21 protein-coding genes are annotated in these 19,304 nt (G+C 41.3%); 15 read left to right on the forward strand and 6 right to left on the reverse strand.

The genetic code is table 11. The features are described 5' to 3' along the window. Window positions 1–10: 10 nt before the first annotated feature. Window positions 11–319, forward strand: a complete 309-nt coding sequence (locus M1F05_RS22485) for a hypothetical protein (RefSeq protein ID WP_206086753.1) — start codon at window positions 11–13, stop codon at window positions 317–319. 17 nt (window positions 320–336) lie between these two features. Here the strand turns inward: M1F05_RS22485 and M1F05_RS22490 are convergent, their stop codons facing one another. Beyond that, window positions 337–1,422: a hypothetical protein gene (locus M1F05_RS22490; RefSeq protein ID WP_042847135.1), complete on the reverse strand. Its 1,086-nt coding sequence runs from the start codon at window positions 1,420–1,422 to the stop codon at window positions 337–339. A 151-nt stretch (window positions 1,423–1,573) separates the two neighbouring features. Next, the gene (locus M1F05_RS22495; protein WP_052219370.1) at window positions 1,574–2,623 is read right to left on the reverse strand and encodes an HNH endonuclease; all 1,050 of its coding nucleotides are present in this window, start codon (window positions 2,621–2,623) and stop codon (window positions 1,574–1,576) included. A gap of 326 nt (window positions 2,624–2,949) precedes the next feature. Here M1F05_RS22495 and M1F05_RS22500 point away from each other — a divergent pair, with 326 nt between their 5' ends. From M1F05_RS22500 to M1F05_RS22545, 10 genes are all read left to right on the forward strand, one after another. Continuing rightward, window positions 2,950–3,252, forward strand: a complete 303-nt coding sequence (locus M1F05_RS22500; protein ID WP_042847133.1) for a hypothetical protein — start codon at window positions 2,950–2,952, stop codon at window positions 3,250–3,252. After that, window positions 3,249–3,713, forward strand: a complete 465-nt coding sequence (locus tag M1F05_RS22505; protein WP_052219369.1) for an ASCH domain-containing protein — start codon at window positions 3,249–3,251, stop codon at window positions 3,711–3,713. Before M1F05_RS22500 ends, M1F05_RS22505 begins: the two co-directional genes overlap by 4 nt. Beyond that, window positions 3,710–4,267 (forward strand): hypothetical protein, encoded by a 558-nt coding sequence (locus M1F05_RS22510; protein ID WP_042847132.1) that lies wholly within the window; start codon window positions 3,710–3,712, stop codon window positions 4,265–4,267. Before M1F05_RS22505 ends, M1F05_RS22510 begins: the two co-directional genes overlap by 4 nt. Beyond that, complete coding sequence (locus M1F05_RS22515) at window positions 4,264–4,518, forward strand: hypothetical protein (RefSeq protein ID WP_042847130.1); 255 nt, start codon at window positions 4,264–4,266, stop codon at window positions 4,516–4,518. Before M1F05_RS22510 ends, M1F05_RS22515 begins: the two co-directional genes overlap by 4 nt. Before the next feature lie 6 nt (window positions 4,519–4,524). Beyond that, the gene (locus tag M1F05_RS22520) at window positions 4,525–4,956 is read left to right on the forward strand and encodes a hypothetical protein (protein ID WP_042847127.1); all 432 of its coding nucleotides are present in this window, start codon (window positions 4,525–4,527) and stop codon (window positions 4,954–4,956) included. 335 nt (window positions 4,957–5,291) lie between these two features. Next, window positions 5,292–5,780, forward strand: coding sequence for a hypothetical protein (locus M1F05_RS22525; protein ID WP_042847123.1), 489 nt, complete (start codon window positions 5,292–5,294; stop codon window positions 5,778–5,780). A 106-nt stretch (window positions 5,781–5,886) separates the two neighbouring features. Continuing rightward, window positions 5,887–6,063: a hypothetical protein gene (locus tag M1F05_RS22530; RefSeq protein ID WP_162762197.1), complete on the forward strand. Its 177-nt coding sequence runs from the start codon at window positions 5,887–5,889 to the stop codon at window positions 6,061–6,063. A gap of 59 nt (window positions 6,064–6,122) precedes the next feature. Then, on the forward strand, window positions 6,123–6,683 hold the full coding sequence (locus tag M1F05_RS22535) for a hypothetical protein (RefSeq protein WP_052219368.1): 561 nt from the start codon (window positions 6,123–6,125) through the stop codon (window positions 6,681–6,683). After that, window positions 6,680–7,312, forward strand: a complete 633-nt coding sequence (locus M1F05_RS22540; RefSeq protein ID WP_052219367.1) for a hypothetical protein — start codon at window positions 6,680–6,682, stop codon at window positions 7,310–7,312. The genes M1F05_RS22535 and M1F05_RS22540 overlap by 4 nt, the downstream gene beginning before the upstream one ends. A gap of 465 nt (window positions 7,313–7,777) precedes the next feature. Further along, window positions 7,778–8,233, forward strand: a complete 456-nt coding sequence (locus M1F05_RS22545; RefSeq protein WP_237072372.1) for an Lrp/AsnC family transcriptional regulator — start codon at window positions 7,778–7,780, stop codon at window positions 8,231–8,233. Between the two features lie 80 nt (window positions 8,234–8,313). On the opposite strand, the gene M1F05_RS22550 is transcribed toward M1F05_RS22545, so the two are convergent. The 3 genes from M1F05_RS22550 to M1F05_RS22560 all read right to left on the reverse strand — a co-directional run bounded on the left by M1F05_RS22550 (window position 8,314) and on the right by M1F05_RS22560 (window position 13,381). Beyond that, window positions 8,314–9,573 (reverse strand): amino acid permease, encoded by a 1,260-nt coding sequence (locus M1F05_RS22550; protein ID WP_263057244.1) that lies wholly within the window; start codon window positions 9,571–9,573, stop codon window positions 8,314–8,316. 14 nt (window positions 9,574–9,587) lie between these two features. Continuing rightward, a complete protein-coding gene (locus M1F05_RS22555; protein ID WP_237072373.1) occupies window positions 9,588–10,802 on the reverse strand; it encodes a MalY/PatB family protein in 1,215 nt (404 codons plus the stop codon). 1,403 nt (window positions 10,803–12,205) lie between these two features. Next, complete coding sequence (locus M1F05_RS22560) at window positions 12,206–13,381, reverse strand: tyrosine-type recombinase/integrase (RefSeq protein WP_237072374.1); 1,176 nt, start codon at window positions 13,379–13,381, stop codon at window positions 12,206–12,208. A 506-nt stretch (window positions 13,382–13,887) separates the two neighbouring features. Here M1F05_RS22560 and M1F05_RS22565 point away from each other — a divergent pair. The 4 genes from M1F05_RS22565 to dnaB all read left to right on the forward strand — a co-directional run bounded on the left by M1F05_RS22565 (window position 13,888) and on the right by dnaB (window position 17,810). After that, on the forward strand, window positions 13,888–14,538 hold the full coding sequence (locus M1F05_RS22565) for a hypothetical protein (protein ID WP_206086752.1): 651 nt from the start codon (window positions 13,888–13,890) through the stop codon (window positions 14,536–14,538). 191 nt (window positions 14,539–14,729) lie between these two features. Further along, a complete protein-coding gene (locus M1F05_RS22570) occupies window positions 14,730–15,914 on the forward strand; it encodes a ParB/RepB/Spo0J family partition protein (protein WP_237072375.1) in 1,185 nt (394 codons plus the stop codon). Between the two features lie 115 nt (window positions 15,915–16,029). Beyond that, on the forward strand, window positions 16,030–16,392 hold the full coding sequence (locus M1F05_RS22575; protein WP_042847064.1) for a hypothetical protein: 363 nt from the start codon (window positions 16,030–16,032) through the stop codon (window positions 16,390–16,392). A gap of 8 nt (window positions 16,393–16,400) precedes the next feature. Continuing rightward, entirely contained in the window at window positions 16,401–17,810 is a 1,410-nt protein-coding gene (gene dnaB / locus M1F05_RS22580; RefSeq protein WP_042847063.1) for a replicative DNA helicase, read from the forward strand. 269 nt (window positions 17,811–18,079) lie between these two features. Here the strand turns inward: dnaB and M1F05_RS22585 are convergent, their stop codons facing one another. Then, window positions 18,080–19,246, reverse strand: a complete 1,167-nt coding sequence (locus M1F05_RS22585) for a hypothetical protein (RefSeq protein WP_237072376.1) — start codon at window positions 19,244–19,246, stop codon at window positions 18,080–18,082. Window positions 19,247–19,304 lie beyond the last annotated feature (58 nt).

Below are 19,304 nucleotides of genomic sequence, written 5' to 3' on the forward strand. Positions count from 1 at the left end.
GAAGGCAACGATGCGCCGGATGTTGGATGGCGATGATATGGACTGCGTGAGCGATCGCACAGGTAAAAGCGGCGACTACTGCGAAGGCTTTGTGGACGGTATGCACGAAGCGCTTAACCAGCTGACTGAAGGCGTTGCACCTTTGCTGGCTGGGGCTGAAATCGCTGGGTTGGAGCGCTTTGTTGCTCGCATGTACCAGCGCGCTAATCAGCTAGTGGACGACAGCATGAGCACGGCGCTGATTAACCAGGCGCGCTCTGCGGCGGTATTGGCTGAGCAGATGATCAGCGAACTGAAAGGTGAAAGTAGGCAGTTATAGTCCCAACTTAGCAGTTCTTACTGACCAAGTTGGGATTGTACAAATTTTAATGTCTGCTCATGCCGTAATTTACAAACGACATTTTGGTTCGCGAAGACGCCTGAAAACGTTTTCGCCTGCTCTTTCGGAAGTTGTTTGATCCAGCGAACACCAACAACCCATTCTGAAAGCTCTTCATTGTCAGCGTTTTCGTCTGGGTATTGCGCTTTTAATCCGGCAGAGAGAAGAGGAACATTTGAATCAGTAATGAAATCGCGAATCATAACTGCTGATTTGGTTACTTCTCCAAAACCGACATAACCACATCCCTTCATGTAAGCATAAATTTTGTCACCAACTGCAAGTCGCTTAAGCGCAGATGAATACACTTTCCCTTGACCTGCGCCAATGAATCCAAATTTTCTATTATCATCCCAAGTTCTATATTCGCATTCACCTACATTCACGAACCAACTACCAGTCCAATCATCTTGACTTGAAGCAATGACTCTTTGCTTAACTTCTTTTCGTTCAATATAATCTTTAGCCTCCGGTAACGGAATAATCGTTTCAGGCTTAATAAATAGCTCCCCATTGGAATCAACATATGGAGCCAAGCGAGTGCATTGAATGTCTACACCATATTCTCGCAACCATAATACTGCTGAGATGACTTCCGAATTGAACTCCTTTGAGGCCAAGATAATATGCTGTTTAGTGTTAAGTGACGTGATATCAGCATCGATAAATTGCTCAATTTCTTTTGTTGCATCAAATTCTGATTTACCTAAATACGACGCGTATTGCTTAAAAATCTCACTGGGTAAAAGGCTTGAGCAATACGATGCATATTTTATTGCCTGCCATTCAACGGACGAGCCTGAATCATCCCTTTTTAGTTCTACAATAACAAGTGCTGCCGATTTATTCACGCAAAGCAAATCAAGACGCTTGTTGGAAGTAAGGGTGACCTCTTTTCCAATAACAAGGAGTTCCTGGCCTAAAATAGTTGGACTTTTTTCGATCCACTCCTGAATATCAAAGCGTTCCTTTAGCCCAAGCTCCGAAAAGCTTGTTGGTTTTAGTTTGATTAATGACTTATTTTCTACATCAACACGAAACATTGGTTATATCTCCTTTCAGAGGTTTCCCCCTCTTGAATATGCCATACTTGGCACGATAAGGCTGCCAAAGATAGTACGATAGCTCTGCTTTCCTCATAACAGAACATCGGGGGTTGATTGGAGTTCCAGTAAATAAGGAATAAAAAAGATATTAATTTTCATTTAATTCTTCATTACAATATTGACGATGTTCTTCCAAGTGAATTTCTAATGGCCAATGTCGTTTATCACTTGGTAATCTTAGTTTTTGCCCATCAAGTTCTGCATATTCTGTTCCAGCTAACAAATCAGATAACCTAATTAACATTTTGGAATCAATCCAAAGCAAGCCTCGGTCAAAAAGAGTATGAATGTCTGTTTTAAGTAACAATCCATGCTGGACTTGGGTGTGCCAGAGGCCTTCATAGGGAATTATATGAGCAGCCTCTAATAACACTTGGATAGAACACCCTGTCACAGCGCACTTACCCTCATAAGCTTCAATCAGCTTTCTTCTGAACGCTGGCTGGCCTTGTCGAATAACAACTTCACGTAAAGCTTTTAATCGGGAATCAACTTCTTCTTCAGATAAATCAGCAAATAATTCATCCCTAGCTTCCACAACTAAGCGATCACATTGCCTAGGGGAAATAATGCGCTTTGGCGTTTTGCCATCATCACTAATATCCCAAACTCCATGAAGCTCCTGAACATATAGCTCATATCTTGTATTTCTCAATTTTCCTGTACGGAATAATAAGTCATATGGGCTGCCCTGATCAGAACGTGCATTTTTGCGGCTACCAAGATATCTATATCTGGCCTTGCTGTTAACTGTTAATGCATCTAATTGAATACGAACTTCAGATTCCTTTAACGGAGCATTGCTATTAAGAATCCATTTGACAATATCCACTGCTGAAGCAGAACTAAGCTGAGTGACAGCATACCAAACACGAAGATATTGAGGATGAAGCATTTCTTCAGGAATAATCCCCGGAATGTCTGCTACATAAGTTGAAAAGTTATGAAAACGAATCCATTCTCCCCATTGCCGAGAATGAGTGCTAATACCAGTTCGATGGGGCTCACGTTTTCGTATTTCATTGTTAAATTCCTGACGGCTAGGAGCGCGGCCAAGTTTTTCATAAAGATCATCACAACAGTCCCAAACCGCCCGCACTAGCAAGCCAGTTGGATAGCCATTTTTATTTAATTCCATAAGCCCCTCTAGCAAAAATGAATTGAGCTGAGTAATAACAGATTCCGTTACGACGTTCACTATAATTCATTAACGCAACTGTAGCGAATGACAACTATCAAATTAAAGTGTATGGAAGGTTGTGAGTGCCAAACCTTCCAACACAAAATATCCATTCTATACATCACTCATGCCTCATGCCAAAAATCAGATCGGTAAGCAATAAAATAGGCGCCTTCAATAACTTCGTCAGCTGAACGGGTGGGGTAATACTGGTTTCACGGCAAGCAACACCGCCACACAATCCATAAATAATTTATGCGCCATCAGCGCGATAAGGATCTGACATGAAAAACGAACTGCTGGAAGTTGTCATTGCAATGCGCGATTACATCGACGCGCTGCCGTCTGATGTTGTGTCACGTTTGCCTGCAATGCCAGGGTTCGACCGCGATTGGGCTAATGAAGTGATTGATGCGGCGCAGCGCGCTGAAATAAGCCAAACGATCAGCGCTCCGGGTGCTGTGGCGTTCCGTGAACAGATCGTGAAATATGTCGGCGGTCTGGGTAGCTCCGTTATCGCACAATCCGTGGTGGAAGCCATTTTGAGTGCAGCTAAGCGCTCCGAAGCGAAGGATGCCAAAGCATGAAAGCATTATCTATCCGACAGCCGTGGGCATGGCTTATCACTCACGGCCACAAGGACATCGAAAACCGCAGCTGGAACACCCACCAGCGCGGACCGGTGCTCATTCACGCCAGTGCGCAACTGGCATCCAAAGCCGACATGGAAAAGGCGCGGGAGATCCTGCGCGCCAAATATGGCGATTCCCTGATGCTGCCTGAAAGAAAGTATTTATCTTACGGCGCGATTGTCGGCGTAGCCACAATCACAGGCTGTGTCGAAGAGAGCGAATCTCCGTGGTTCTTCGGGCCGAAAGGCTTCACGCTGGCGGATGCCAAGACGCTGAAGCCAGTGTCTATTCGCGGCCGACTGAGCTTTTTCGAGACTGGCCTTCGTCCACATGCGGTATTCAGCTTGCTCGTACCTAATGAGCATACGGATGATACCGAAACCAAAGCAGCATGTTTGCAGGGGGAAAGGGCATGAAACTGTTTCCTATCAATTTCACCGACGAACAGGTACGGGCAATCCACAGCGGCCAGAAGGTGCAAACCCGCCAACTGATCAAAGAAATCTGCCTCGATACCTTCCCGGAATCCCTGACCAAACGCCAGCGCGCGCTGGTGGATAAGGTTTTGCCCCCCAAGTTTGGGCCGACGTTTTTCTGTCGTTTCGGGCATGTAGGCGATCGGTTGTGGGTCCGTGAAACCTATGGCGATTGCGGTGTGCGACTGGTCTATCGTGCAGACCTTGAAGATGGCTCAGCCAATAAAGTTAAACGCTGGTTTCCGGCGCAGCAAATGACGCAGTTTGAGTCGCGAATTACGCTGGAGATTACGGCGGTTCGTATTGAGCCCCTTCGCGACATCAGTGATGCCGATGCGCTGAGGGAAGGCTGTTCTATCAGGGATACCCGCAGCGGTGACTGCCTGGCCGATGTGTTCGCCCGTAAGTGGTCGGTTATCCACGGCGTTGACTGCTGGGAGGCCAATCCGATGGTTTGGGTGATCGACTTCAAAGTCGTGGAAGATGCCCGATGAGCCGCCTGGTTGTTGTGACTTTGCTGGAAGACGGCGGGGAAGAGCATGTTCACTTGCCCGTGGGGGATTTGGGCACGGGTGGCGGCTATACGACTCTGTGCGGCCTTGATGGTGGCCTGAGCGACACGGCGATGGAAACCAAACCCGCACCTCGTGGCGCAAAAGTTAACTGTCCCAATTGCTGGGCAATCTTCAATACCTGCCGTTCGTTCCGGGCAACTGACTTCGATTCGGCTGTAAAGCAGGAGTAATACCCCATGCAGGAAAAAGACATCGTTCACGAGAATGGAAAATTTTGGGTGTTGCGCGATAAAGATGCTTACTGCGTGATGAAGTCCGGTGTAACCCACTCCGAGGGGGATAGTGCTTATGCACTCACTGAAGATGGTCTGAGCATTGCGATCGCACGCTGCGACTATCTGGCTGGCCGGGCTGAAACGACAGAGCGAGTGGGCTTCGCCAAGACCCTGCATTTCTACATGACTGAAGCTTCTGCCTGGTTGTTGGAAGAGCGACGGGAATACATTCAGCGTGTGATCGTTAAAAAGCTGGTTGTCGGTCTGGCCGACATGGCGAAATGGTCGCCGGAGTGCGCTGCTGAGCCGGGTTCTGCTGAACTGAAGCAGATGTACTCCGAAGGGCTGGCTTTCTTCACTGAAAAGGGATTCCCTGCTAATGGGCAAAATTGACAAATACCAGATTCAAGACCTGAGCCGCCTCCGGAATGAAACCGGTGAGCTCGCGCGCTGGGTTATTCAGCTTCAGACAGACCTGGACACTGCGCGCCGTGAAAAGGCCTCTGTGGAGGCGGAACTATACAGGGCAACAGCGCCTATGCCGGTGGCGGAGTATCAATACCGGTATAGTTCTTCCGATCGCAGTATGTGGAGCGCCGGCACTCCATCCCTAACGAATCGCTGTACCAACGTATGCGGGCTATTCATACCGATGGTTCATACCAGTTCCGTGAGCTGTTTGAAAAGCCACATACCCTCTAATTGACGTAGCAAAACAGGAAATCGTAATGGCAATGACAGTAGAGCAGTTAAAAACGCGCGCTGCGGCATTTCGTCTGGAGGCGTTGCGCTGGGAAGACATGGGCTATTCCGAGCAAACGAAACGGCTGCGGGATAATGCTGATGCTTTGGAAGAGCTGGCCGAACTGAAGGAAGCGCCTCCATTGGGTTATGCCGAAAACGGCAAAGGCTTCATTTATCCGGCTGACCGTGCCGATCGCATTACAAACCCGGTGCCGGTGTTTGCCGCTCCACCAGCGCTGCATATTCCTGTCGGGTTTATGCTGGTACCGAAAAAACCGACCGACGAACAGCTGCGGGCGATGCTCGCAGTGCAGTGGCCTGCGATCTACCGTGAACACCTTCGCCACCCAGACAACGGGCCGAAGTCAGCGAAAAAGACTGAAGACGACATTGATGTCGCTACCCGTCAGTATGCTGCGGCGATGTGTGCTTCACCTGAGGCGGATCTGCCTACTGAAATCAAGCAGAGTTAAAAGCAATGTCAGTAATTCCCGGAAGGTGAACCCGGTGTTAGACTCAAAAATTCAAGCGTTAAAGTACCGTGTTCTATCTTTCTGAAAATTATTGGGGTTGTTAATCATGCCAATTGCAAAAGAGAAGCCAGCGGAAAATCCAATTCTCCAGGATCTGGATTTTTTCATTGAAGACCGTTCGGGTATTTGGGTCAAACAATGGAAGTCTGGCGGTGGGTGCTGTCCGGCCACTGATGAAGAAGTTGTGATGTGGAATTTGCTGGTAAAACTAACCGATCAGTAGATGTTGGCTTAAGCCACCCGCGCGCTGATGAAAGTCAACTTATACAAAAGGTAATGACGATGAAAGTAACTGAAACCAAGGTGATGAGCCTTGAGATCAGCGAGCTTCGGGACTTTGACCCGATCCGCGTGGTGACTGAAAACTACGGGCCTGGGCGTGGCCGAATCACGATAACGTGTGAGGGCAAGGCGTGGACAGGCTCCTGGTTCGCAATGAGCGACCGCTCCGTTGAGCAGTTTTTCTGTGACTGCGGCAATGATTACCTGGTCAATTGCATGGCCGGTAACGTGAGCAGCGAAATCGACAATGACAATGAGGCGAATATGCGTTTCATGTTCAGTGAAGTGCTGCGCCTGCGCCGGGAAGGGGAGTTATCCAAAGACCAAGCCCGTGTGTGCTGGGAGGAAATCGACGGATCTGACGATATCAAAAGCACAGTCTGTGCCTATTCTTCAGTGATCAGTGAGGTGCCATACTTCAGCACTGAACCGTGGTACCTGCCGTGGCCGACGGTGCCGAACCCAGTCTTTATCCGCCTGAATAGCATGTTTGACATCGTTCGGGCTGCACTGCAACAGCACCTGGCTTTGGCCGGGCAGTCAGAGGAAACGATAGCATGACCGAACGTGAGCAGTTTGCCAAAGATAACGCCATGTCGATGGACTTTGTGAATTGGTTCTTCGACAACAAAAAAGACAGCTGTGGCAACGTCTGGTTTATGATGGCTGCGGCCATGTGGGAAGGGTGGAAAGGGCGGGCGAGCCGAGAGGCTCAGGCAGTTCAAGTAACAGAACGGATGGCGCTCGACTTTCATCACGCCCTGACTGATGGCAGTATCGGCAACGACGAACTAGAAGAAATCAAGGTCGGTCTACGTGCTGCTCTATGCAATGTCGCCGTTCCACCAGCGCCAGCAGTGCCAGATGCTGTCGATTATTCAGATCTCGACACTACCAGCCAAGATAGAGAGGTTATCGAAGCTATTGCTGAGTGCAAAGGCTGGAACGCCTACCGCACCGCATTGCTTGCTCAGCCTGTAAGTAGCTGTTACACGTTAGCAGACGATGCCCGGCGCATGAATTGGCTGGTGGCGCATCATGTTGCGGTTAGAAAACCGCTTCGCTATGGAAGTGAGGCTATGTTCACAGCCCAAACCATAACCGATGAAGAGGATGATCATCACGCCACTAAGCTGCGAGAACAAATTGATGCAGCCATGAAGGCTGAAGCGGTCAAAGTACAAAAATAACACCTCTCCTTCTTTTTCCTACTTCCCCCAGAAAGTCCTGCTTATGAAGTGACCCCATTATGTCGGGCTTTTTTTAATCATTAACAGCTGATGACCTGTACGTGAGGATATCAAAATTCCCCTTATGTATAGTCAAATGATACTGAATCATATAGATAGGATCAAGTACTAAATGATACTATTTTAGTTGAATTAGGCGGGTATCATTAGGGAGTACTTAAATGATAATACTATACTACTTATAGTAATCTCTAGAATAAAGTTAATAAACAAAGAGTTAAAAATCTATTTTATTAGATAAAAATATAGATTATAATTTTAGAAAATTTAGTTATTTAAATATCATGTATTAATACTTTTGATAATAATTGATTTTTTTAAAAAGCACCTTTCGTGTATGAAACAGTTCAATTGTAATTAATAATAATTAATCTATTTCAGCTAAATTTATAGGTTGGCAGTAAGATGAAACTTGATAAAATTGATATACAAATCCTTAAACTTTTACAAGAAGATGGCCGCTTGAATAACGCAGAGATTGCCAAACGAGTCTTTTTATCTCCCCCCGCATGTTGGAAAAGATTAAAAATTTTAGAGCAAAGTGCCATTAAACACTACCAAGCAGTCATTGAACCTAAAAGCATTGGATATAATTTTTATGCATTTATGAATATTACATTAGATTTACATTCAGAAGAGTCAATGAAACGTTTTGAAAAAGAAATATTAAAAGTAGATAATGTTATTACTTGCCATAATATTTCTGGTAGATATGACTACCTTTTACAATTAGTGGTCAAAGATATGGATGATTTTCATCATGTATCAATGGAGAAGATTCGTTCTATTGGAAATATAAAAGAAATGAATACAAGTTTTGGTATTAGAGAAATTAAATCATTTAGAGGTTTACCAATATAACGTCGCCATTTTACAGACAACCTAATGATAATAGGTTGTCTATAATTTTATTTTATTACTGAAATTTAAACATCCTTATTTCATTCAAAAAGTTTCAAAAATGGAGATATACAAAGAAGTAAGCCAAAAAAAGCAATGTATATTGAAGAGTATTTTTTATACTTCTGTAATGAATCGACTTTATAGACTAAATAAACTGGTATTAAACATGCTACAATCCCATACAGTGGACCCGCAAGTTGGAATACTAATAGAACTGGGAATTTTGTAGATACCCATATTGACAATGATAAGATAACAAAAATACCAATGAGAATATCTAATAATTTATTGCTTATTTTGTTATTTGGTATAAATCGAGATATTATATTTACAATGATTCCTTTTATTGATTCGTGTATACCTAAATATATACCTAAAAATGCAGTAATTAATGAAAAAATATTTAGTAATGTAGCCATTACTTTGACTGTAGATCCTGGTATTACTTGTGCTGCTATTGCTAGTGCCGAAATATTTTGCTCAAATGCAGATACTGCCTGTTCATAGCTTATTGAAAATGTGAATGAAAACGCATAAAAAAGAACACCAACCGCTAGCACAAAATATGCAATTCTATTAGTTCTTATCGCACGGTAAATTGCGATTTCTTTATTATTTTCTACTTTCCTATAAGCTATATTCATTGGATTTAAAATTTGGACAAATAAAATTGAATATAGTGTAAAAGGCAAAGTTAAAAAAACATCTCGTGTAAATGATAATAAATCAGGCATGGCTTTTATATTATCAAAATTCCAATGTGGTATCATGAAAAAACCTAGAATCAAAATTATTCCAAATTTTATAATAACCATTGGCCCTGAGATTTTAAATAATATTTTTTCTCCTTGGGAGGCAATGAACACTAATAATGATAATATTATTAATGGGAACCAAAATGAATCTGATAGTGTTTTGTTAGTTAATCCAAATGTTTTTAAATAAGATGCTCCATCATACGTTATTGCTAATGAATAACCGAGTATTCCTGTTAATAACATTAGAAAATATATAATGCCTAAAGCTATCCCCCAATTTTTTCCTAAATATTGAGTTATGATTCCAGTATAATTATCACACTCCTTTGTTTCTGATAATGTCCTTAGATAAAGGTTTTGTAAGAGATATATTGCAGGATACGAGAGTAATATAGAAAATAAAAATACCCACACTCCTTTAAGGCCAATCTGTATTGGCATTAGAACTATACCAGAACCAATTGCCATTCCAATACATAGAATAACCCAACCAAGGTCGTATGAAGTAAATGGTATTTTAGATTTATGATTATCTTTCATAATTTTCACTCACTTTAATATAGTGATAATAAAGAGGTCTTAATTCTATTTAATCCTTCAATTAATATTTCCCTAGGGCATGCTAAGTTTAATCTTATGAATCCATCTCCATTCCCCACAAACATATTACCACCTTCCAGTAAAACGCCAGATTTATTAGCGAAAAATAGCGATAATTTATCTTTATTGAAATAGCTTGGTAAGTATTCATTTATATCTATCCAAGCTAAATAAGTTGAGTCTGGAATTATAAAATTACATTTTGGGAAGTTTTCCATAAAAAATTCATGAGTTAATTTAAAATTATCATCTAAGTATTCTTTTAATTGCTCTAGCCAATCATCACAATCTTTATATGCTGATTTTGTTGCTATAATACTAAGTGGAGATATAAAATCATCATATAATTTTAACCATTCATGTCTTACTTTTTCATTTTTAATCAATAAGTTAGACATTAGATTCCCAGCTAAATTAAAAGTTTTGCTTGGTGCCATACAAGTTATTATTTTATCCTCATTAGGGAATAATTTAGCTAAAGGAACATGCTTTTTTCCCTTTCTTAGCAAATCGCAATGTATTTCATCAGAAATAATCCATACATTATTATCAAAACATATTTTTCCTATACTGATTAACTCCTCTTCAGTCCAGATATGCCCTGTAGGATTTTGTGGATTAGAGAGAATGAATAACCTTATATTTAGATCAACATTTGTTATTTTTTTTTCAAAATCGACTAAATCAATCTCATATTTTCCATTTACATATTTAAGATTAGAATAAATTACTTCTCTTGAATTGTAGTCACCAGCATTTTTAAATGGTGCATATGATGGGGTATGTATTAAAATTTTCTCGTTACTATCTATGATTAAAGGAATTATTCTATTTAATGCAGGGATAATCCCAGGAGATATAACTATTTCATTTCTATCTATCTCCCATTGATATTTTCTTTTACACCAGTTTTCAAATATTTGATAATATTCATCATTATAGACCTTAGTGTATCCTAGTATTTTTCGGTCCAATCTTTCTTTTAATGAATTCAATATTTCTGGAGGAGTTGAAAAATCCATATCAGCAACCCACATACGGATAAATTCATCATCATCAAAATTATATTTTGCGTTCTTATCATCTTTAAATATGTACTGCCTCCAACCATCATAATTTAGAGAATCTGTATCTTTCCTATCAATAATCTCATCAAAATTATATTTCATAATAACCTCTTTTATTAAATTTGATTTTTATCTCTTATTGAAATCTAGCATTTGCATACTAGCAATATCAGTAAGAAATTATCTATCTTTAATAATGTTAGCCCTGCTAACATAGGAAATTTAATTAATCTTTAGTGTTTTTTTGTTTAATAATATTCACTATTTTTATTATTTTAAAGTGAATCACAAGCTATAAAAAAAATAAGATTGACTAGTTATGAATAAATGATATTTTTAGAAGTTAACTTTTAAATTTACTTTGCTCTATTCATTGGTGTTAATATTCAGTTAATTTAACGTAAAAATACTCCCATTTTATCAATAGAAGATAAGTGTTACAATAACCTTTTGACTTTTATCTATTTTAAACCATATTAAAGATGAAATTTTTTGATATGCTGATTTTATAGCATCAATAGAAATGAATTTTTCATTGTGGATTATATCGAATATTTTGCATTTAAATTTTAATAATTATATTTCTATATGGTTTTTTATTTGAACTCAGTAAAGTATGTCTTAATGTTTTAACAGTGATAAGTATTTTAATAGAGTTAAATATATTGGGTTTTATAATGGATAAAATTTAAATGAATTCCTAGGCATGTGTTAAATTTAATTCTCGGATGTACTGAGTTACCTATATTACTTGATAATACAGTACTACCTGTTAAGTGTTTAGATACGGTAGATATACATATTAATAAATTACTATCTACTATAGATGTTCGAATAGATTTATAGATTGCACTAATAAATACAGTTTATTTATTTGTTTTTCCTCTATTAAACACTGAATTAGTTTCATCAGTTTTATTAACCCCCATTAATACTAATTAATTTAATCTCCAAAGTGGATATTTAATTCTTTAACAATAGCAAGATGAATTATATACTCCACTTTGTTAAAGTATAGATATATTAAATATATTGTTTAAAATTCATTACCAAAATTTACTATTTATGTATACTGAACTTTTACTTCAATGATATAAAAAGCTCATCATTTTTTACTTCAGTAAGGGATTACTTTAAGTATTCATAAAATCAGTATATTCCCCCTGACCCAAAATAATTCGAGTACTAAAGGCAAGTAACTTTGTCGCGAGAACACAGTGAACTTCAGTTTTGTACTTATCATAACGCTACCATATCAGTACTGGAGCCTGATATAATCATGTAATATTCATGTAAAACTAAACTCATTAGCATGTGAGTATGAATTGTAATTCATTGTAATAACTAATTTTTTTGGATTAGGATCCAGTACTGATAGTACTCGAAGATGAGTAACCAGTACTGAAAGGTTAGGTGCTAATATAGTACCTAACCTTTATTTTCAATGTGTTATGTGAATATTCGCGTGCTGATGGTAAAAACTTAGCTATGTTGGAACAACATGGCTAAGTTCGGTCAATTGCTTCTTTCATCAGAAAAATAGGCTCTTTCCCTCTATATACGCTATCAGTCATACTACTACTACTGTGACCAAGTATGCTAAACCTTATATGGTCGGGAAGGTCTGATATATCTCTTAGCCTATCACTCATAGCGTATCGATAGTCATGTGGGCTATGCTTTTCATCTATTTTTTTAAATAGGTTTGCTACAGCATTAGATACTGGATTATGAACAGCCCATGGAAATACAGGCTTCTCATCCATAATTCCGCTTTGAAGTAAATTTTTATGAATTGGTATAGTTCTTATACTACTTGAATTTTTAATCCTCTTACCATCCCTATCATTAACACTTATACAAGCTATCTTTTGTCCTTTATCCGCAATGTATACATAATCCTGCTCTGTTAGCTGTATACATTCGGTCACTCTCATACCTGTGTAATATAGTACCTGTATAAGCCACCACAGATGAGATTTGTGCTCTATAAGTTCAAGTACTTTTTTGTGTGATTCAGTGGATACTGAGATTCTAGGGTTAATTTTTTTAATCTTCTTATATCCCATATTACTAAAAGGATTTTTAGTAATATAATCCCTTTTATCAGCGGCAAAGCTAAAAAGAGCTGATACTTTCTTAAACATGGATTGGCTAGAGAATTCAGACTTATACTTATTCTTTAAAGCCTTTTTAAAACTAGCTACCTTTGGTTTGTTAAATGATTGAATATCTTTATCACCATATAGGCTAATTAAATAATCAATCGCAGCCTTGTTACCTTTAAATGTTAATGGCCTCCATTCAGATTTCATTTCGTTGTACCACTCATCAGCAACTTGGCTAATTTTATGCCCTTTAGCTTGAAAGCGGCTATCATTCTGCTGTCTACTAGGTAAATTCCCGCTATTAATCCAATAAATGTAGTTTGCCTCTAAATGAATCCCTTCTTCGATGAACATATCTCGTTCATTAATTAAATGTGCTCTGATCTCATCAAAATCAGTGCATTCTTTTTTTAATCGATGAAAAGTACTAAGTAGAATTTTTGAACGTTTATGAGCGATTTGTAGATCTCTAGTTCTCAAGTCAAATCGAATTAGCTTTCCTACATATGACTTTTGCCAAATATAATAACCACGAGAATTACATGAAATATACATGAAATGTACATGTGCCATTGGTGCCCCTTGAATTACCATCAGCACGCGAATATTCACATAACACATTGAAAATAAAGGTTAGGTACTATATTAGCACCTAACCTTTCAGTACTGGTTACTCATCTTCGAGACGGATTTGGTCGAAATATACGGCCTGCGCATGTTTGCATGCTACTTTCACGAGTACGCGCATGTTTGCAAGGATAAGGAAATTGGCTCATTTTATTCCATTAACCGACTAGACCATCTTCGGGCGCTGGTAGCGCATGAGCTCGCGCATTTTTTCCAATTCAATACTGCATCGAAAAACTATAATCAACACGATGCAAAGCAGCATCTACCGCGCCTGGATTACCGTACACCACACGGGGAAGGGTGGCAGTTCATTTACCGTTACCTGAAAATGCCCCTCAATTTGCGACTGAATTAATTACTATTTTAATTATTAACATTGTACCATTGCTTCAAAGTATGTATTCCTGAGTTTTGGAGAGTAAATGTATTTAATAATGACGGTCCTATTTATGATCGCAGCGATATTTTCCTTCGCAAAAACAATGAAAGTTGTGCTAGAAGAAGCGAGCCTTGACAAGGAAAAACGTATAGCAGCTATCGGACAAGTAAAATTGACTTGGCTATTCTATGTTCCGGCTTTCTTCTTGCTCCTTGCTCCATTCATCAAATCATTGATGGATGCAGGCTCTGAACAGGTGGACCAATCAGGCTCCAATTTACCTGTATGGCTTTTCCTGGCTGGTGGCCTGTACTTGCTGTTTGGTGCCGCGCTTTTATTACGCAAAGCCATGAAAGAAAAAACTCTCGGACAGATAGGCACTATCCTTAATATCCAGATCCTTCTGTGGGTCGGCCTTTACAGCACATTTGCGGCCTATGACCACTTGAAGTTTGCAGATGAACATTTTGGGATAATGAGCACCCGCCTGATTGAGATCGGTGGTGTGAAAGATGTCACTTGCGAGCAAGAACTGATGTTGGTTAACTTCACTGAAGGTCAAACGACTCCAATGCAATGGCGGTGCCCTACAGGTTTCTCTTTGCTGAACAAAACAAATCGTCCTTTCGTTCCTTGGCCGGATTACACCGAAGGTGAAAGCGAGCAGCTTGCCGCTGCAATGAACAAAATCATGACGGAAGCGAAAGCCAACTCACAGTAACGGAACTCTCCAACCAAAGGCCAGCAATACTGGCTTTTTTTACGCCCATTTCCCATCGATAAAAAAACAATCGAAAAAAGACTATTTTTTTCCGCATTTGCTATTCGTCACCGGTACACGCCGTGTTTAACTGGATTCAGAAGTAAGCACAAACACGTAAACAACCAATAACAATTTGCGGAGTAACTATCATGACTATCAACGTACAACAAATCTTCCAAGCTTCCCGTGACAACGAGCTGATGGGCAATCTGGGCGCTATCATGCGTCAGATGGACAAGGCCCCATCCACGCTGCGTGGTCTGAGCGACTTCGTATCCAAAGAGCGCAAAACAGCTGCAAACAGCGCGCTGTTTGAAGAGCTGAACGTTGGTCGAAACAACGTGTACGCGGTCAGCGTCTCATGGTTGTACGTTGAAGAAGGCCTGAACCTGCGTGAGGTTGATGTAGAGCGCGCAGAGATGTTCAAGAACGCCTACCTGAACCACCCGAGCAGCGTCCCGGCTATCCGCGTTAAAGTGGTTGTTGTGAACGGTGTGACTCGCCTGAAAATCATCGACGGTCACCACCGCTTCACCGGCCTGATGGCCGCTATCGCTGAAGGTGCAGTATTTGAAAAGCTGATCATTGAAGAGTTCGAAGGCGGTAAGGACGAAGAAGTCTTCAACATGATCGAAAGCGCCAACACCAAGCACCTGAAGATGATTGAGCGCGCTGAAGGTTTCCGCCGTCTGGTTGATTGGGGCCACGAAATCGACTCTATCGCTCGTCGTCTGGGTCTGTCCGGCGTAACCGTTCGTCGCAGCCTGATCCTGGCTAAAGCCGAAGAGCGCATTAAAAAATTGGTACGAGACGATAAAGTGTCCGGTGATGTTGCGATTGACGTGATCACTGATTGCCAAGGCACCGACCGTGACGCTTTCGACATCCTGATGGCTTCTCTGGCTAAAGCCGAGCAAGCAGGTAAAAACCGCGTCACCGCGCGCTATGTGTCTTCGCCGAAGAAAGCCAAGGTGAAACCAAAAGTCGTGCGCAAAACCTTCGAAAGCCTGTTGCCGACGTTGGATCAGCTGCGCTCGCAGATCCCTCCCGCACCAACGGCTGAGCACGAAAACCAGATTGAAATCGCTGAGACCGTGCCGGAAGAAGTGGTGCTGCGTCTGTCCCCTGAAGTTGCCCGCCAGCTGATGGCAGCGCTGAGCGATGTAGAAGCGGCCAAGCTGGAAGAGGAAGCCGAACAGGCGGCGAAAGAAGCTGCTGAGGCTGAAAACGAAGGCAATGAAGAAGCCACTGAGGCTCATGACGGTGAAGGCGAGGGCAATGAAGAAGCCACTGAGGCTCATGACGGTGAAGGCGAGGGCGACGCTGAGGCATAAACCAACGCGCTGTCTTCGCAAGATTAGGCCGGTTCTCCGGCCTTTTTTATCTCACTTCACTACACCGCCCGTGCCGTTCAATAAAAAAATAACGTCACGGCAGCTCGGAGGTTTTATGGATCACGCACTGCCTATCCTGCCTAAAATCACCATCCGCGTCATTGATGACGCTTCCTTGGAAACGTTAGCTATCTCCCACTATGAAAGCCGAGGCTGTAAGCCGCGCGCGCTGGGGAAAGGCCATTCCATTCGCCGAAAAGGCAAAAACACCGACGCGTTTCTGGCTCGCATAAAAGTGAATTACGTTCGACAGCTGCTCAGCAACTACGATCACGATAAAGAAAATGCGTATCGTAGCTCTGGGCAGGAACGTGAAGCCTCTTGCATGAGCCAGCAACTGTATTCTGCAATTGCACAGCATTACCCGTCCTTGGCGGCTGAATGTGAACGCCAAATCGCGCAACGAAACACGCTGTGAGGCCGGTGATGAAAGAGAAAAATCAACGTTCGTCCACGATCGCCACTGAACAAGATATGCGTCTGGCTGGTCTTCGAATGCCTCCCCATTCACTTGAAGCGGAGCAATCCGTTCTTGGCGGTCTGATGCTGGACAATGAACGCTGGGATTTGGTGAGCGAACGTGTTGTGGAAGGGGATTTCTTTACCCGTGCCCACAAAAGTATTTTTACCATGATGCAACGGCTGGTGGAATCAAGCCGACCGATTGACCTGATCACACTTGCTGAAGCACTGGAGCAACACAACCAGCTTGACTTGGTCGGTGGCTTTGCCTATCTGGCCGAACTGTCGAAAAATACCCCAAGCGCCGCTAACATCACAGCCTACGCCGACATCGTGCGTGAGCGTGCCGTAGTGAGGGAAATGATCACTGCGGCCAATGATATTGCGGATGCGGGTTACGATCCCCAGGGTCGGAATAGTGCTGAATTACTGGACCTGGCCGAAAGCCGTGTGTTCCAGATTGCAGAGGCTCGAACTAATAAAGACAGCGGGCCGATGGGCATTGATGCCATTCTGGAGAAAACTGTAACGCGCATCGAGCAGCTGTACCAAACACCGCATGACGGGGTGACAGGCGTCGATACGGGTTACACCGATCTGAACAAAAAGACAGCCGGACTCCAAAAGTCCGACCTGATCATCGTCGCAGCGCGCCCTTCAATGGGTAAAACCACCTTTGCGATGAACATCTGTGAGAACGCAGCGATGACACAGGACAAGCCTGTGATGATTTTCAGCCTGGAGATGCCAGGTGAACAAATCATGATGCGTATGCTGGCTTCCATGTCCCGCGTTGACCAGACCAAAATCAGGACGGGCCAACTGGATGACGAAGATTGGGCTCGTATTTCAAGCACGATGGGCATTTTGCTGGAAAAACGAAACGTCTATATCGACGACAGCAGCGGCCTAACTCCGACTGAATTGCGATCGCGGGCACGGCGAGTGTTTCGTGAAAACGGTGGTTTGAGCCTGATCATGGTGGACTACCTTCAGTTGATGCGGGTTCCGGCGTTGAAAGACAACCGAACACAGGAAATAGCAGAAATATCCCGCTCTTTGAAGGCGCTTGCGAAGGAACTACAGGTACCCGTGGTGGCCTTATCGCAGCTTAACCGCTCACTGGAGCAACGAGCAGATAAACGACCCGTAAACTCGGATCTGCGCGAGTCGGGTTCGATAGAGCAAGATGCGGACCTCATCATGTTCATCTACCGTGACGAGGTCTACAACGAGAATAGCGAGCACAAAGGGGTAGCCGAAATTATCCTGGGTAAGCAGCGTAACGGGCCTATCGGCTCGGTTCGTTTGGCCTTCAACGGCCAGTGGTCGCGATTTGACAACTACACCGGACCACAGTTTGAAGAATATTGAATGTTACCAAAGCCAGGGTATTCTGGCTTTTTTTAAACTTATCTATTTGTTCTTATTTACTTCTTCAAAATACTCTCGCAATAATTCTTTATTCATAAAATATAGCTCAAGAATTATGAGTAGCAAGTAATTACCTTTATGCTTATAGAAAAAAGGAATTTTCGAGTTGTCAATTTTAAATGTTTTTATTTTATCTACACTGCCTTTTTGTTCAGGTTTTTCCTCTTTTAATGTATATTCAGATGAATCATATAAAATATACTCATGATCTAGATGCTCAATGAAGTATTCTCCACATTCTTGACTATAAAATATTTAATGTGAATAACTTGAGTAACAACGCAGCCGTCATCCAATAGATTGTAATCATCCCTTAATTCTTCAAATGTTATTTCTTGCTTTTCTTTGTTGTGTGAAACTATTAATTTATCATTATATATCACACCATAAAAACAAGATAATGAAGGTAGCATTTTTATTGATGCACCAAGAGGGGCGCCTCGTTCTATAGATTCCAATCCGAAACCTACGTCAATGATACCCATTGGCTTTAATGCTAGATTTTTTAAAAAGTTACAGGAGATCAACTCTTTAAATATATTTAATAACTTTGGAGAAGTATTAATTTGCAATTTCTTATTTATTCGACTGTCAAACACAGCACCAAACGGACCGTCGTTTTCTATGTTAGTAAACTCATTAATAGATAACAAGCTATACCGGGCAAACTGTGCGTCAACCAGTTTTAGCTTCACTCCATTGGCATTGTATTCCTGAGAAATTGATTCGATATCGACATTTCTTTCTGTTAGATCGTTCGGTTTATCCCTATTGAATTGTTTTATAATACTATCTAAAATATGGTAATACTTATAATTGTCTTTATGTTGTGTTATTTTATTATCATTAACACTTGATGTTTCATTCGGATAGTAATATCGTTTTTCTATAAAATCAAATAACTCAAGTTTGTTTTTAATTAACTTTATTTGTTGCAAGTTATATGTTGCTACATCAATTCTTTCGTGCGCACCACTCAACCAAGATGCATAAGAGCCGCCATGATGGCATTTCCATTTTGTTTTTTCTTTATGCTCATTGATAAAGCTAAGGCTAATAATATTTCGGTGGCTGCGTAGGCAGTTACAATTATTATAAATGTCAGCCCCTTTAATTACGAATGAAATGTCTTTACTTTCATCATTAGAAATATACTGATTAATTATTTCTTGATTTTCATAGGATGTTAGGATGTAGGTGAAGAATTTGCTATTCGAAAAAAATCTTTCTATAAAACCAATTGCATATTTGAAGGTTTCTGTATTTGCTTCAAAAGCACAATAAGCTGCCCCTGAACAGCATAATGTTTCCTCCTTCGCAATTTCGTAATCTGAATCCAATTTCTTAATTATACTTTCCAGTTCAATTTGCCACATGAGATAACCTTTTAGGTTTTAGTCTAATTTATCACAGAATATTATAAATTTAATTATC

The sequence above is a fragment of the Providencia sp. PROV252 genome, assembly GCF_033676005.1.
Lineage (GTDB): Bacteria > Pseudomonadota > Gammaproteobacteria > Enterobacterales > Enterobacteriaceae > Providencia > Providencia vermicola.